This window comes from Streptomyces sp. NPDC018031 (genome assembly GCF_044327625.1).
Lineage (GTDB): Bacteria > Actinomycetota > Actinomycetes > Streptomycetales > Streptomycetaceae > Streptomyces.
Genome location: NZ_JBIRFT010000010.1, coordinates 134,529 through 149,362, shown reverse-complemented (window position 1 = coordinate 149,362; position 14,834 = coordinate 134,529). Strand labels below are relative to the sequence as shown.

The window sequence follows — 14,834 nt, the reverse complement described above, 5'->3', positions numbered from 1 at the left end:
GTCTTCCGGCCCCGGACGGCGAGTGATGCGCCCGCTGCTCAGTCCAGCAGGACGCCGGGGTTGAGGATGCCGTGCGGGTCCAGCGCGCGCTTGGCGGCACGCAGGGCGAGGGCGAAGGGTTCGGGGCGCTGGCGGTCGTAGCCGGGGCGGTGGTCGCGGCCGACCGCGTGGTGATGGGTGACGGTGGCCCGGTGGCGATGCAGCACCTCGCTCGCCACGGCCTTGAGGTGGTCCCAGACGGCGACCTCGTCGCCGGGGCGGCCGGCGGCGAGGACCGTGAAATAGGGCGCCGCGCCGTCCGGGTACACATGGGTGAGACGGCAGTTGACGGTGGCGGGGTGCCCGGTGGCCGCGCGCGCGCGGCGGCGCCGACCTCGCTGCGGACGGCGTCGACCAGGCCCGGCAGCAGGTCCCAGGTGGTGGCGGTCTCGAACGTCTCGACGACCGCTCCCATCCGGGCCAGGCCGTCGCGCAGATAGGGCATGCGCAGGAAGGCCGACCGCCAGGCGGCCACGGCGGCGCCGGCCGGGGCGCCGTCCGCCGCGGAGGGACCGGTGCCGCGTCCGCCGTGTGCCCGGGCCAGCTCCAGGGCCTGGGCGAGAGCGGCGGCCACCGGAGCGGTGGCCGACTCGAAACCGAGCACGAGCACGGCGGACCCGTCCGCGGCGGCCCCGGCCAGGGCGGCCTCACCGGGGTCGAGCAGGCGGCAGTTGGCGGGCTCCAGACCGGACCGGGCCAGGACGCGCACCGCCTCCAGCGCGGCGTGGAAGTCGGCGAACGCCACCGTGGCGGAGGCCTTGTGGCGGGGGCGGTCCTGTAGCCGCACCCACGCCTCGGTGATGATGCCGAGGATGCCTTCGGAACCGAGGAAGAGCCGGTCGGGGGAGGGCCCGGCACCGGACGCGGGCAGGCGCCAGGACTCACCGGTGCCGGCCGGGGTGACCACGCGCAGGGACTGGGTGAAGTCGTCGATGCGGGTGCGGACGGTGGAGTAGTGGCCGCCCGCCCGGGTGGCGAGCCAGCCGCCGAGGGTGGAGAACTCGAAGCTCTGCGGGAAGTGGCGCAGGGTCAGGCCGTGGGGCCGCAGCCGGTCCTCCAGAGCCGGGCCGAGGGCGCCGGCCTGGACGCGGGCGGCACGGCCGGCGGTGTCGATCTCCCGCACCCGGCCCATGGCGGTGAGGTCGAGGGAGAGCACCGCGCGATGGGTGTCGCCGCGGTACTCCACGCCCCCGGTGACCGAGGACCCGCCGCCGTAGGGGATGACGGCGACGCCGTGCCGGCCGGCCCACTCCAGCAGGTCCGCCACGTCCTGGTCGCGGGTGGGGTGGGCGACCAGGTCGGGGATCCGGCCCGGGCGGCCGCGCAGGGCGCGGATGACGTCGCGATAGGCCTTGCCCATGGCGTGGGCGGCGCGCGCCTCCGGGGCGGTGGTGACCAGATGCGCGAGGCTGCGCGGGGGTTGGGTGGCGGGGCGGCCGATGCGCAGGTCGGCGATCCGGGGGAGCGGCAGGGGCCGGCCGAGCGTGCCGGGGAGCAGGGCCCCCAGTCGGACGCACTCGGCGTCGTCGGGGTGGGCGTCGGCCCAGCCCCATCCCCACCAGGAGCGCGGGCGGGAGCCGGGGGACGCGCTCGCGGCTTGGGTCATGGGTCCTCCGGGGCGCGGAAGAGGAATTTACCTATAGGTAAATTACCGTAGGGTAAATTGGCTTGTATGACCACCCCCAAGGGCAGGGCCGGCACGAAGGGTGTCCCGCGGGCACAACGCGAGCGGCAGATCCTGGCCGCCGCCACCGAGGAGTTCGGCCGACGCGGCTACGAAGCCGCGTCACTGGCCGCCATCGCCGCCCGCGTCGGCGTCACCAAGACCCTGCTGCACCAGTACTTCGGCGCCAAACAGGACCTCTACCTCGCCTGCCTCACCCCGATCGGCGACCGGCTGCTGGACGCCGTGCGCACCGCGATGGACGAGGGCGGAGGGGCCATGCCGCGCACCCCGCTGCTCGTGCTGCGCAACATCTTCACCGCCCTCGAAGGCCGGCGCGAGGCGTGGTTCGTGCTCTACGACGCCACCCTGCCCGCCGGCGGCGAGGCCGCCCGGGCCGCGGCCCGCTACCGCGAGGCGATCGACCGGCTCGCCGCTCGCGGCACCGCCGACCTGCTGCGCGCGGCCGGCTCCGGCGACGCCCTGGACGCCGAGGCGCTCAGTCACGCCTGGCGCGGCATGGTCACCGCGCTGGTCCGCTGGTGGATCAGACACCCCGACCAGTCCCCGCAGGCCATGGCGGACCGCTGTGCCCGCCTCTTCGCCGCCGCCGGCCGGGCCTTCGGCTGACGGCCCCGGCCGGCTCCGCCCGGGAGCCGGCCGGGGCGCCGCGGCCGGCTCAGACCACCGCCTCCCGCTCGGCCCCGGGCAGTGCGTGCCCGGCCGCCGGCGGGGCGAACTGCGTGCGGTACAGCTCGGCGTAACGGCCGTCGAGGGCCAGCAGTTCGTCGTGGGTGCCGCGTTCGACGATGCGTCCGCCCTCCACCACGAGGATCTGGTCGGCGGCGCGGACCGTGGAGAGCCGGTGGGCGATCACCACGGCGGTGCGGCCCTCCAGCGCCTCGGTGAGTGCCTCCTGCACGGCGGCCTCGGAGGTGTTGTCGAGGTGCGCGGTGGCCTCGTCGAGGATCACCACGCGCTGCCGGGCCAGCAGCAGCCGGGCGATGGTCATGCGCTGGCGCTCCCCGCCGGAGAGCCGGTACCCGCGCTCGCCGACCACGGTGTCGAGCCCGTCGGGCAGGGCGCGCACCAGGTCCTCCAGGCGGGCCCGCCGCAGCACGTCCCACAGCTCGGGATCCGTCGCCCCGGGCCGGGCGAGGAGCAGATTGGCGCGGACGGTGTCGTGGAAGAGATGGCCGTCCTGGGTGACCATGCCGAGCGTGCCCCGCAGGGACGCCGCCGTCAGATCGCGTACGTCGACGCCCCCGACGCGCACGGCGCCCTCGTCGGCGTCGTACAGCCGGGGCAGCAACTGAGCGATCGTCGACTTGCCGGCGCCGGAGGAGCCGACGAGGGCCACCGTCTGCCCCGGTTCGGCTCGGAACGAGATGCCGCGCAGCACCTCGGCGCCGCCCCGCGTGTCGAGGGTCGCGACCTCCTCCAGGGAGGCGAGGGAGACCTTGTCGGCGGTCGGGTAGCCGAAGCGGACGTCCGTGAACTCGACCGAGACGGGCCCGTCCGGCACCGGCCGGGCGCCGGGCTTCTCCTCGATCAGCGGCTTGAGGTCCAGCACCTCGAAGACCCGCTCGAAGGAGACCAGGGCGCTCATGACGTCCACCCGGGCCCCGGCGAGCGAGGTGAGCGGCGCGTACAGGCGCGTGAGGAGCAGGGCCAGGGAGACGACCGCGCCCGGGTCGAGGGAGCCGCGCAACGCGAACCAGCCGCCGAGGCCGTAGACCAGGGCGAGCGCGAGCGCGGAGACCAGCGTGAGCGCCGTGATGAAGGCGGACTGCGCCATCGCCGTCCGTACGCCGATGTCCCGCACCCGCCGGGCCCGGGCCGCGAACTCCACCGACTCCTCCTCGGGCCGCCCGAAGAGCTTCACCAGGGTGGCGCCCGGCGCCGAGAACCGTTCGGTCATCCGCGTGCCCATGGCGGCGTTGAGGTCGGCGGCTTCCCGCTGCAGCCTCGCCATCCGGCCGCCCATGCGGCGGGCGGGCACCACGAACACCGGCAGCAGGACCAGTGCGAGCAGGGTGACCTGCCAGGACAGGGTCAGCATCACGGCGAGCGTGAGCAGCAGCGTCACCAGGTTGCCGACGGCTCCGGAGAGCGTGTTGCTGAAGGCGCGCTGCGCCCCGATCACGTCGTTGTTGAGACGGCTGACGAGCGCGCCGGTGCGGGTCCGGGTGAAGAACGCCACCGGCATGCGCTGGACGTGGTCGAAGACCGCGGTCCGCAGGTCCAGGATCAGCCCCTCCCCGAGAGTCGCCGACAGCCAGCGGTTCAGCAGGCCGAGCGCGGCCTCGCCGACCGCGATCGCGGCGATCAGCAGCGAGAGGCGGACCACCACGTCCGAGTCGTCGCCCTGCACGATCGCGTTGACGACCCGTCCGGCGAGCACCGGCGTCGCCACGGCGAGGAGCGCGCCCGCGATGCTGAGCAGCACGAACTGGACGATGCGGCGCCGGTGCGGGCGGGCGAAGGCGCCGATCCGGCGCAGGGTGGCGCGGGCCAGGGGGCGGCTGCCCCGCTGGGCGTTCATGACGCTGTGCAGCTGCGTCCAGGCTGTGGTCTCCATGCTCATGAGAGGACGGTAGAACCTGAAGCTTCCTTCAAGTCAACGGCGGCCGCGGCGAACGGGCGCGTCGCGCCCCGGAACCGGGCCGGCGGCCGGGGCGTCAACGGCGCGCGGTGCGGGCGGGGGTGACCGGGCGACGGGGAACCGCGCCCACCGCCCGGGAGCCCGGCGGCCACCCGGGCACGACGCGGCCCCGGCCCGGGCCCGCGTCACGTAGGATCTCCGCGCTCTGCCCGGCTGACCTCGGCACCTCGGCGTACCGGACCCCAGGCCGCCGGGCGGGACGGCCCGGGTCGCTGCCGGTCCGGACCGTGACGACGCCGCTCGGGCGCGCCGGGAACAGACGGCCCCTCCCGCGGGGGCAGCACGAGGAGAAGATCGCCTGTCATGACCGCCAAGCACACGCCGTTCGACGAACTGGACCGAAAGATCGTCGCGGCCCTGATCGCGAACGCCCGGGCGAGCTTCGCCGAGATCGGCGCGGCCATCGGCCTGTCGGCCACCGCCGTCAAACGCCGGGTGGACCGGCTCCGCGCGGCCGACGTGATCACCGGTTTCAGCGCCACGGTCAGGCCGGCCGCGCTCGGCTGGCGCACCGAGGCGTACATCGAGGTCTACTGCGACGGCGCGGCGCCGCCCAGGCGGCTCGCGGAGGTCGCGCGCAAGTACCCGGAGATCACGGCGGCCATGACGGTGACCGGCGCGGCCGACGCGCTGCTGCACATCAGGGCCACCGACGTGGGGCACTTCGAGGAGGTGCTGGAGCAGATCCGCAGCGAGCCGTTCATCCGCAAGACGATCAGTTACATGGTGCTGTCCCACCTGCTGCCGGAGAGCCCGGAGGCGGGGGCCAGCGCCTCGGTGCCGGACACCGTCTCCGGCGAGGCGGCAGGCGACGCAGTAAACGTGCTCTGACCTGCCGATCCACGCAGCATTCCTGCGTATGTGCGCAGCTTCTCTTTCTTGTCGTGTGCGGCGGCCGCTTTCTACCGTGGGAGCACCCCCAGTCGTCACCGCAGAAGGCGGAGGGATACCCCGTGCCCGAAAGACGTGCCCCGCACCCCCGTGACCGGCGACCCCGGCGCTATGTGATGTGTGAGCCCCGCTACTTCGACGTGCGCTACGCCATCAACCCGTGGATGGACACCGAGACCCCGGTCGACCTCCCGCTCGCCCGCGAGCAGTGGCAGAGCCTGGTGCAGGCCTACCGGGACCACGGCCACACGGTGGAGCTGGTGGCCCCGGTGGCGGGCCTGCCCGACATGGTGTTCGCCGCGAACGCCGCCGTCGTCATGGACGGCCGGGTGTTCGGCTCGTCCTTCCACGCGCCCGAGCGGCGCCTGGAGTCCGTGGAGTACGAGACCTGGTTCAAGACCGCCGGGTACGAGGTCCACCGGCCCGGATCGGTCTGCGAGGGCGAGGGCGACCTGGTGCCCGCCGGCCGCTTCCTCCTGGCGGGCACCGGCTTCCGCACCCAGCCGGCGGCCCACCGCGAGGCGCAGGAGTTCTTCGGCAGGCCGACGATCAGCCTCCAGCTGGTCGACCCCCGCTTCTACCACCTGGACACCGCCCTGTTCTACCTCGGTGAGGAGGGCGGCGAAGGGGACGGCGGCGCGGGCGGGGAGAACATCGCCTACTACCCGGCGGCGTTCTCCCCGGGCAGCCGGGAGGTCCTCCGCCGGCTCTACCCGCGAGCGGTGGTCGCCACCGAGGCGGACGCGCTGACGTTCGGCCTCAACTCCGTCTCCGACGGCCGCCACGTCTTCATCGACCCGCAGGCCCGCGACCTCATCGGTCAGCTCGCCGACCGCGGCTACGTCCCCGTCCCCGTCGACCTGTCGGAGTTCCGCAAGTCCGGCGGCGGCATCAAGTGCTGCACCCAGGAGATCCGCTGATGACCAGTCCCACCACCGTCGTCCCCGAGCAGCCGGCCGGCTCCGGGCCCGCGCCCGAGACGCGTTCCTCGGCGCAGCTGATCCGTGCCGAGGCCCCGGTGCTCGCGCACAACTACCACCCGCTGCCCGTGGTCGTGGCCCGTGCCGAGGGCACCTGGGTCGAGGACGTCGAGGGCCGCCGCTACCTCGACATGCTGGCCGGCTACTCGGCCCTCAACTTCGGCCACCGCCACCCGGCCCTCGTCGAAGCCGCGCACCGCCAGCTCGGCGAGGTCACGCTCACCTCGCGCGCCTTCCACCACGACCGGCTGGCCGGCTTCGCCGAGCGCCTGGCCGAGCTCACCGGCCTCGACATGGTGCTGCCGATGAACACCGGCGCCGAAGCGGTGGAGAGCGCCGTCAAGGTGGCCCGCAAATGGGCCTACGAGGTCAAGGGCGTGGCACCGGACCGGGCGACCATCGTCGTCGCCGACGGCAACTTCCACGGCCGCACGACGACGATCGTGAGCTTCTCCACCGACGAGACGGCCCGCACCGGTTTCGGGCCCTTCACCCCCGGCTTCCGGGTCGTCCCGTACAACGACCTCGCCGCGCTGGAGGCGGCCGTGGACGAGACGACGGCCGCCGTGCTCATCGAGCCCATCCAGGGCGAGGCGGGCGTCCTCATCCCGGACGACGGCTACCTCACCGGTGTCCGTGAACTCACCCGGCGCGCCGGGTGCCTCTTCATCGCCGACGAGATCCAGTCGGGTCTCGGGCGCACCGGCCGCACGCTGGCCGTCGACCACGAGTCGGTGGTGCCGGACGTCCTGCTCCTGGGCAAGGCCCTGGGCGGCGGCATCGTCCCGGTCTCCGCGGTGGTCGCCCGCCGCGAGGTGCTCTCCGTGCTGCGGCCCGGTGAGCACGGCTCGACGTTCGGCGGCAACCCGCTGGCGGCGGCCGTCGGTTCGGCGGTCCTCGACCTGCTGGCCACCGGCGAGTTCCAGCGGCGGGCCGCGGAGCTGGGCGAGGTGCTGGACCGGGGACTGGCCGAGCTCACCGGCGCGGGCGTCACGGCCTACCGGGCCCGCGGGCTCTGGGCGGGCGTGGACGTCGACCCGGCCCTCGGCACCGGGCGGGAGATCAGCGAACGGCTTCTCGCCGAAGGCGTGCTGGTCAAGGACACCCATGGATCCACCATCCGGCTGGCGCCGCCGCTGACCATCACGGAGGAGGAACTGGAGTCCGCGCTCGCGGCCCTGCGGAAGGTGCTGGCCTGACGGCGGCCGGCACCTGACGAGCCGGCGGCCGCCGCGCGACCGGCACCCCGCCTCCCCGGGGGGTCACGGTCGCGCGACCGGCCGTACGGCGGGGGCGGCACCGGCACCGCACGGGCTGCCCGTGCGGACACGCCCCGTGCGGACACGCCCGTCCCCCGACCTCCGCGCGGGTGGCGGTGCGGGGCGTCCGCGGCCGGGCCCCTGACGGGGCCCGGCCGGACCGCGGCAGGTCTCCCATGGCCGCCCGCCCGGTGTTCTGTGACACTGGGAGACGCGCGTGCGACGGCGTTCGCGCGCCGGGCGGCGGCCGGACCACCGGGCCCGCGGCCGGCCCGTCACCGCGGTCGCCCGAGAGTCCGTGCGGCCCCGCCGGCCAACCCCGCGGATGCCGCCGGGGGAGTGGGACGCGGGACGCCACGCGCCCACCGCCACCCGCCGGCTCCCCGGAAGCGCAAGGTATGGACTCCCACGACACCGCCCCCCGGAGCGCCCGCCGGGACCAGGTGACCGAGGCGTTCTTCGCCCTGCACCACGGTCTGCCCCGGCAGGGCCCCGGCTCGGACGCCACCACCCGGCTCCTGCTGGCACGTGCCCGGCCGCTGCCCGGCCGGCCGCGGGTGCTGGACGCGGGCTGCGGTGGCGGCCCCGCCACGCTGCTGCTCGCCGAGGAGGCCGGCGCGCGGGTGACCGCCGTCGACCTGCACCAGCCCTTCCTGGACGAACTCGCCGCCGAGGCGGCCCGGCGTGGCCTGGACGGACGGGTCACGGTGCTGAACCGCCGGATGGAACAGCCGGCCCTCCCCGACCGGAGCTTCGACGTCATCTGGGCCGAGAGTTCGGTCTACGCCGTCGGCTTCGACACCGCGCTGCGGGTCTGGCGCCGCCTGCTCGCCCCCGGCGGCGTCCTCGCGGTCACCGAGATGGAATGGGCCACCACCCGTCCCTCCGCGGAAGCGCTCTCCCACTGGGCGGAGCACTGCCCGCTGCGCACCGGCGCCGCCAACGAGGCCGCCGCCCGGGCCGCCGGCTACCGGGTCGACGCCCACTGGGCGATGCCGGAGAGCGACTGGTGGACCGAGTACTACACCCCGCTGACCGCCCGCATCGCCGCCGCCGACCCGGCCCGCCCCGGCATGCGCGAGACGCTGGCCGCCGTGCGGAAGGAGATCGGACTGCGGCGCCGGCACGGCGCCGACTACCGCTACGCCGCCTACCTGTTCCGCACCGGGGCGGAGCACCGGGCGCACCCGGACGACTGAGCCGGAACCGGCGCCCGCGTCCCGGTGGGCACTCGCCGCGCCCGCACCGCCTGCGGGTCCGTTCTCCGGACGTCCCCCGGGGGGCGCGGTTCCGGGCCCGGCGGTAGGCGGTGCATCCTGTGGTGGTCTGACGGGGTCGCGCTCCGGCCCGGCCCCCAAGGACCGCCGGGAGGCCCGTGGCCGTGAGGGGAGGGGGGACGGTGGACCGTCGGTCGGCGAAGCCCGTCGTGACACTGGAGGAACTCAGCGCCCTGGAGGACGAGGCGCGGGCCCGGCGAGAGCTCGCCGGCAGGGACCCGGCGGCACATCTCGCCGCACTCGCCGAAACCCTCAACACGCTCTGCCGGAAGCGGAACTCCCGAGCCCTGCGCAGCGGTCTGCCGGGCAGCTGGGACGACCTGCTGATCCCCTACGAGGAGGCGGTCACCGTCCACCGGACGCTGGCCGGGACCGCCCCGGACCGCTTCCTGCCCGGGCTCGCCGAGAGCCTGCACAACGTCGCTCTCCCGCTGGGTGAGGTGGGCCGGCTGCCGGACGCGGTGTCCTGTCGGGAGGAGGCCGTCGCCCTGTACCGGACGCTGGCCGCGACCGACCCCGCCGGATATCTGCCGCGTCTCGGGTGGACCTTGCGGGACCTGGCCGTCGACCTGCGGGAGCTGGGACGGGGAGCCGCCTCCGAGGCGGCCCGCACCGAAGCCGAGCACATCCGCCGCACGCCGGCCGGCCCGGCCTCCTGAACCGGGCCCGCGACACGGTCCGGGACCCTCCGGCGCACGGCGCCCCGCGTCGCGGTCAACCGTGGTCGTCGGAGCGGCCGGAGTCGTCGTCTCCCGCCCCGGACGGGCCGGGAGCGGGCCCGGCGGCGCCGGGAGTGGTCCGGGGATGCCCGGTATCGGCCGCGACCGGCCCCGGGGTGTCCCTCGCGGCGGCGAGGACGGCCAGCACGGCCAGCACCACCACCGCGACACCGAGCACCAGGGCGACCGCGGACGGGGTGGGGTAGTTCCACAGCAGCAGCGTCAGCACCGCCAGGCCGCAGACGACTCCCGCCGTGTGTCTGCGGTGGCGGTCGAGCCAGGACCCCAGGCCGTCGGTGCGCACGCCGGCCCTGGCGAGCGCCTGCCCGGTGCTCTCGGTACCCCGGCGGGCCAGCCGGCGCAGTGCGCGCGCCCCGCGTCCCGGGCCGATCAGATAGCCGGCGACCACCAGGATCGCGCAGATGACCAGCATGGTGCGGGTGCTGTCCTGCAGGAACCGGACGAAGGTGTCGTAGATGGCGGCCGCGGCGTCCTGCGACTGCGCCTTGCGCGGGACGGAGTCCAGGTACACCCCGCGCAGCACGGCGAGCGCGATCAGCAGAGCCACCATCATCACCCCCACACCGACGCCCACCGTCATCAGCGCGACGCGGTGCGCGGGCGTGACCCACACGGCGAGTGCGGCGAGGACGACGATCAGCACCGGCAGCCAGAAGCCCAGGAGGTCCAGCAGGCGCATGAGGTCCTGCGCCTCGTCCAGCTTGTCCGTCTGCACCAGCACGATCGTCCCCTCGGCGTCGGGGATCCGAGCGGCCGCGTCCAGGCCGGCGTCGACGAGTTCGTCCCGCACCTGGTCGACGACGGTGCCCAGGTCCACGGTGATCACGCCGTCCGTGGTGTCGATGGCGTCACCGCCCTCGCCGGTGAGCACCTTGACGACTTCCGCGTGGGCGCGCCGGTTGGCGGTCTCCCACGCCTGGGCGAACCGGTCGCTGGTGACGACGTTCGACACCACGCCGTCGATCACACGGAGGACCGCGATGTCCAGGAGGCCGCCGAGCGCATCGGCCCGGTCGACCACGGCGGGCGGTGCGCCGCTCCGCCGGAGAGCGTCGGCCAGGGCTGTGGCGATCTCCTCGGTGTCGACGTTGTCGGCGATCCGGTCGGTCAGCCGGTCGGTCAGCTCGCGCTGGACCGCCGGGTCCCTGGCGATCGGCGCGACGGTCTTGACGTACCGGCCGGTGTCGGTGATCTCGGAGTCCACCCAGGCGGCCACCACACTGAGCGGGGCGAGGAGGATGGTCAGAGCCATCAGGACCGATCCGCACGCGTAGCGCAGCCCCCGGTGCCGCATGGCCTTGGCGCGCCGGAGGCGCTCGTACTCGGATCGCTCGTCGGCGTTCAGGGGCCGGGGGCCGCCGGGCGCGGAGTACGCGGAGGAGGGCATGGGGTCGTTCCTGCCTGCAGATCCTCACAAGGAATCCCCTGGCCCGTGCCCCGTCCTCGGCCGCTTCCGAGGACGACGGAAGCGGCCGGGCCGGGAACGACCCCATGGGCATCCCCATGATCCGCATTGCGGAACGTCGATACATCCCCCAAATTGATGAATTTACCCCTTTTGTGAAAAAATCGGTCAGAAAGCTCGATCGTTCGACCGTCGGATGACGTCATCCGACAACGCAGCGCGGTGGCCCTCGGCGACGGCGGGTGCCGGACCGGGCCGCGGGACACCAGGCGCCGGGAGTCGGCCTGCTCCAGGAAGGAAGACCTGTGATGAGCTGGGCATCGTGGACCACGACGGGGGTGATCGCCGGCGCGGGAGGGGTGCGCACGGAAGAGGCGGGGGTGCTCAGGGGCGAGCTGAACGTCCACACGACCTGGGCCGTCGACCATGTGGACGTGACCGTTCAGTACAGCGGAGCCGCCGAGTGGTTCACCGTCGCGGGCAGCCCGGTCGGCTGCGACTCGGAAGGGTCGAGCAGGACCCTGCACCAGGCCATGGTCACCGCGGTGCGGGCCGGGACCGTCTCGTCCGTCGAGGAGGTCAGGGCCAACTGCCTGCCCCTGGGGCGCTGACGGAGCGCGGCGGGCCGGTGGCCACCGGCCCGCCGCGCTCGACCGGCCGCGACCGCGCCCGCTGGGACCCCGGCGGTGCCGGTCAGCCGGACGCGGGTGCGCACAGCGCCGTGTCGACCACCCCGAGGAGCGCGGCGGCGCTCGCGTCGGTGGCCGGTGTCTCGTTGACCACGACGGTCACCCGGCGGCCGTCGGGCGCGACCGCCCCGATGGCGTGGTGGCCGGCCCGGGTGGAGCCGGTGTGCCCGGTCCAGCGTCCGCCGCAGGAGAGCGGTGAGGTGATCAGACCGAGTCCGTAGCGGCCGTGCGGGCCCAACCGGTCCGGATCACCGGGCACCGTGTCCCGCATCTCGGCCGGCCGTGCGGCGGAGAGCAGCCGGCCGTCCAGCAGGGCGGCGAAGAACCGGTTCACGTCCGCCGGCGTGGAGATCAGCGCGCCCCCGGTGCCGCCGGCGGACGTGTTCCACCGGGTGCCGTCGGCGCGGACGGCGGTACCGTCCCGTTCCGCGGTGAAGTAGCTGCACGAGTGCCGGCCGCGGACGTGTTCGGAGCGGCCGGGCCAGTAGGTGCCGTGAAGACGCGACGGCCGGACGATCCGCCGGGTGATCTCCACCTCGGCCGGGCCGCCGGTGACCCTCTCGATCAGCAGGCCGGCCAGGACCGTCTGACCAGACCGGCCGTGTCCGGATGTGACAGAACACCGTCATTGTGGTCATGCCCGGGTGGGAGCGACGATGGGGCCATGCCCAGCACCCGCCGCGTCGTCATCGCGGTCTTCCCCGATGTCGACCTGCTCGATGTCACCGGCCCCGCCGAGGTGTTCGCGCTGGCCAACCGGGAGACCGGCGGCCGGTCCGGCTACCGGGTCCAGCTCGCCGGCCGGACGCCCGGCGTGGTCACCACCTCGGCCGGCGTCCGGCTGGTCACCGACCTGGCCTTCGCGGAGGTCGACGGAGTACTGGACACGCTGCTGGTACCCGGCGCGGTGGACCTGCGCCCGGACGGGCCGGTCGCCCGGATCGACCAGGACGTGGTGGCGTGGCTGAAGACGGCCGCGCCACTGGCCCGGCGGGTGGCGTCGGTATGCGTGGGCGCGCACCTGCTGGCCGCGGCCGGACTGCTGGACGGCAGGACGGTCACCACCCACTGGTCGACCGCCGATCAACTGGCGGCCGACCACCCGCTGGTCACCGTGGACCCCGATCCGATCTTCCTGCGGTGCGGGAACGTGTGGACCGGGGCCGGCATCAGCGCCTGTATGGACCTCGCGCTGGCGCTGGTGGCCGAGGACCTGGGCGAGGAGGTCGCCCTCGCGGTGGCCCGGCAACTGGTGATGTACCTCAAGCGCCAGGGCGGTCAGAGCCAGTTCTCGGTCCCCCTGCGCCAGCCCCCGGCCTCCCGCAGGGACATCGACGAACTCCGGATGTTCATCGCGGACTCACTGGCCGGCGACCTGTCCGCGGCCGCCCTCGCGGCGCGGATGTGCCTGAGCGAGCGCCACTTCGCCCGGGTCTTCCGCCAGGAGACTGGCAGCACACCGGCCGCCTACGTCGAAGCCGCCCGGGTGGAGGCGGCCCGCCGTCTGCTGGAGAGCACCGACCGGCCCTTCGACGAGATCGCCACCGCCTGCGGACTCGGCTCGGTGGAAACACTCCACCGAGCGTTGCGCAAGCAGATCGGCACCACCCCGGCGGCCTACCGCCGCCGCTTCCGCACCACCGGCTGAACCCCGCCGTCCCTTCCCGGGGCACGCCCGGCCGGGCGTGCCCTCCTCCTCCCCTGCCCCGAAAAGGAGCCCCGTCATGACCGCTTCCCCCAGCCTGCGTGAGGTGATCGGCCTCGACGACCGGCTGCCCCGGCTCGCCGACGCCACCCTCGTCATGATCGATTTCCAGAACACCTACCGCACCGGTGTGATGGCCCTCGACGGCGCCGGGCCGGCCCTCGCGGCAGGGGCCCGGCTGCTGGCCGCCGCCCGCGCCGCGGGCACCCCGGTCGTCCACATCGTCAACGACGGCGGGGAGGGCACCCCGTACGACATCCGTGCCGAGATCGGCGCCATCAGCACCGAGGTCGCCCCCGCCGACGGCGAGCCCGTCGTGGTCAAGCAGTTTCCCGACGCCTTCCACGACACCGTTCTGGAGAAGACCCTGCGCGGACTCGGCGCGGGCAAGGACCTGGTGCTGGCCGGCTTCATGACCCACATGTGCGTCACCTTCACCGCCCAGGGCGCCTTCAAGCTCGGCTACCGCCCCACCGTCGTCGCCGAGGCCACCGCCACCCGGTCGCTGAACGCGCCCGACGGCACCGTCCTGCCCGCCACCACCCTCCACACGGCGGCCCTGACCACCATCGGCGATCTCTTCGGCACGGTCATCCCGACCGTCGAGGACCTCACCGCCCGGTAGGGCCGGGCCGGTTGCCTGGTCACGGAGGTGCCCCGCGGGTGCGTTCGCACGACCGCGGGGCACCGCTGCCGGTCCGGCGGGAGAGTCAGTCCCCGTCCGATCCGAAGGTGCGCAGCAGATCGGCGGCGACGCTCACGGCGATGGTCGCGGGTTCCTTGCCGGTGATGTCGGCCAGCCCGATCGGGGTCTTGATCCGATCGATGGTGGCCTCGTCGAAGCCGCCCTCGGTGGCCAGGCGTTTGCGGAACCGCACCCACTTGGCCGCCGACCCGATCAGCCCGATGGAGCCGAGGTGGCTGGTGCGCAGGGCGGCGTCGCACAGCGCGGCGTCCTCGGCGTGATCATGGGTCATGACCAGGATGTGGGTGCCGCGCGGCAACTCCGCCAGCACCTCCTCGGGCAGCAGCGGCGTGTGGTGCACGTGCAGCTGCGCCACCGCGTCCGCCAGCACCTCGAGCCGTTCCTCGGTGAGCATGTCCGAGCGGCTGTCGATCAGGTGGAGGTCGAGGTCCTGACGGGCCAGGATGCGCGCCAGTTCCAGCCCGACGTGCCCGACCCCGAAGATCGCTACCGCCCGTACCACCGGCAGCGGTTCGAGCAGCACCGAGACCGTGCCGCCGCAGCACTGCACGCCATGCTGGTTGGTCACCTTGTCGTTCAGCGCGAAATCGATCAGCTCCGGCTCCGGCTTGGACGCGGCGATCATCTCCCGCGCCCGGTCGATCGCGACCGCCTCGACATTGCCGCCACCGATCGAACCCCATGTCCCGGTCTGCCCCACCACGAGTTTCGCGCCGGCGTCGCGCGGGGCATGGCCGCGCACGGTCGCGACGGTCACCAGCACGCCGGACTCCCGGCGTGCTCGCAACCGTGCGACCGCGGCGACCCACGTCATG

Annotated in this window: 13 protein-coding genes and 1 pseudogene; 9 read left to right on the top strand and 5 right to left on the bottom strand. The window is 74.3% G+C overall.

Features of this window, described 5'->3' with window-relative positions; translation table 11 throughout:
• Window positions 1-38: 38 nt before the first annotated feature.
• Window positions 39-1,645: pseudogene (locus ACH4B3_RS22400) on the bottom strand (FAD-binding oxidoreductase).
• 66 nt (window positions 1,646-1,711) lie between these two features.
• Here ACH4B3_RS22400 and ACH4B3_RS22395 point away from each other — a divergent pair.
• Window positions 1,712-2,332, top strand: coding sequence for a TetR/AcrR family transcriptional regulator (locus ACH4B3_RS22395; protein WP_398465250.1), 621 nt, complete (start codon window positions 1,712-1,714; stop codon window positions 2,330-2,332).
• Window positions 2,333-2,381: 49 nt separating this feature from the next.
• Here ACH4B3_RS22395 and ACH4B3_RS22390 read toward each other — a convergent pair whose 3' ends face one another.
• On the bottom strand, window positions 2,382-4,283 hold the full coding sequence (locus ACH4B3_RS22390; RefSeq protein WP_398465386.1) for an ABC transporter ATP-binding protein: 1,902 nt from the start codon (window positions 4,281-4,283) through the stop codon (window positions 2,382-2,384).
• Between the two features lie 387 nt (window positions 4,284-4,670).
• Between ACH4B3_RS22390 and ACH4B3_RS22385 the strand changes: the two genes are divergently transcribed.
• The 5 genes from ACH4B3_RS22385 (at window position 4,671) to ACH4B3_RS22365 (ending at window position 9,433) form a co-directional block, all read left to right on the top strand.
• On the top strand, window positions 4,671-5,198 hold the full coding sequence (locus tag ACH4B3_RS22385) for an Lrp/AsnC family transcriptional regulator (RefSeq protein ID WP_398465248.1): 528 nt from the start codon (window positions 4,671-4,673) through the stop codon (window positions 5,196-5,198).
• A 176-nt stretch (window positions 5,199-5,374) separates the two neighbouring features.
• Window positions 5,375-6,178, top strand: a complete 804-nt coding sequence (gene ddaH / locus ACH4B3_RS22380; protein WP_398465384.1) for a dimethylargininase — start codon at window positions 5,375-5,377, stop codon at window positions 6,176-6,178.
• The gene (gene rocD, locus ACH4B3_RS22375; RefSeq protein ID WP_398465246.1) at window positions 6,178-7,437 is read left to right on the top strand and encodes an ornithine--oxo-acid transaminase; all 1,260 of its coding nucleotides are present in this window, start codon (window positions 6,178-6,180) and stop codon (window positions 7,435-7,437) included. Before ddaH ends, rocD begins: the two co-directional genes overlap by 1 nt.
• A gap of 458 nt (window positions 7,438-7,895) precedes the next feature.
• Window positions 7,896-8,696 (top strand): SAM-dependent methyltransferase, encoded by an 801-nt coding sequence (locus tag ACH4B3_RS22370; RefSeq protein WP_398465244.1) that lies wholly within the window; start codon window positions 7,896-7,898, stop codon window positions 8,694-8,696.
• Window positions 8,697-8,923: 227 nt separating this feature from the next.
• Window positions 8,924-9,433: a hypothetical protein gene (locus ACH4B3_RS22365; RefSeq protein ID WP_398465242.1), complete on the top strand. Its 510-nt coding sequence runs from the start codon at window positions 8,924-8,926 to the stop codon at window positions 9,431-9,433.
• A gap of 55 nt (window positions 9,434-9,488) precedes the next feature.
• Here the strand turns inward: ACH4B3_RS22365 and ACH4B3_RS22360 are convergent, their stop codons facing one another.
• Window positions 9,489-10,901 carry a hypothetical protein gene (locus ACH4B3_RS22360; protein ID WP_398465240.1) on the bottom strand — a complete coding sequence of 471 codons (1,413 nt, stop codon included), beginning with the start codon at window positions 10,899-10,901 and terminating at the stop codon, window positions 9,489-9,491.
• A 326-nt stretch (window positions 10,902-11,227) separates the two neighbouring features.
• Between ACH4B3_RS22360 and ACH4B3_RS22355 the strand changes: the two genes are divergently transcribed.
• Window positions 11,228-11,530: a hypothetical protein gene (locus ACH4B3_RS22355; RefSeq protein WP_398465238.1), complete on the top strand. Its 303-nt coding sequence runs from the start codon at window positions 11,228-11,230 to the stop codon at window positions 11,528-11,530.
• Window positions 11,531-11,612: 82 nt separating this feature from the next.
• On the opposite strand, the gene ACH4B3_RS22350 is transcribed toward ACH4B3_RS22355, so the two are convergent.
• Entirely contained in the window at window positions 11,613-12,179 is a 567-nt protein-coding gene (locus ACH4B3_RS22350; RefSeq protein WP_398465382.1) for a serine hydrolase domain-containing protein, read from the bottom strand.
• A 93-nt stretch (window positions 12,180-12,272) separates the two neighbouring features.
• Between ACH4B3_RS22350 and ACH4B3_RS22345 the strand changes: the two genes are divergently transcribed.
• Window positions 12,273-13,256, top strand: coding sequence for a GlxA family transcriptional regulator (locus ACH4B3_RS22345; protein WP_398465236.1), 984 nt, complete (start codon window positions 12,273-12,275; stop codon window positions 13,254-13,256).
• A 76-nt stretch (window positions 13,257-13,332) separates the two neighbouring features.
• Window positions 13,333-13,938: an isochorismatase family protein gene (locus ACH4B3_RS22340; protein WP_398465234.1), complete on the top strand. Its 606-nt coding sequence runs from the start codon at window positions 13,333-13,335 to the stop codon at window positions 13,936-13,938.
• Between the two features lie 85 nt (window positions 13,939-14,023).
• Here the strand turns inward: ACH4B3_RS22340 and xdhC are convergent, their stop codons facing one another.
• Complete coding sequence (gene xdhC / locus ACH4B3_RS22335) at window positions 14,024-14,833, bottom strand: xanthine dehydrogenase accessory protein XdhC (RefSeq protein WP_398465381.1); 810 nt, start codon at window positions 14,831-14,833, stop codon at window positions 14,024-14,026.
• Window position 14,834 lies beyond the last annotated feature (1 nt).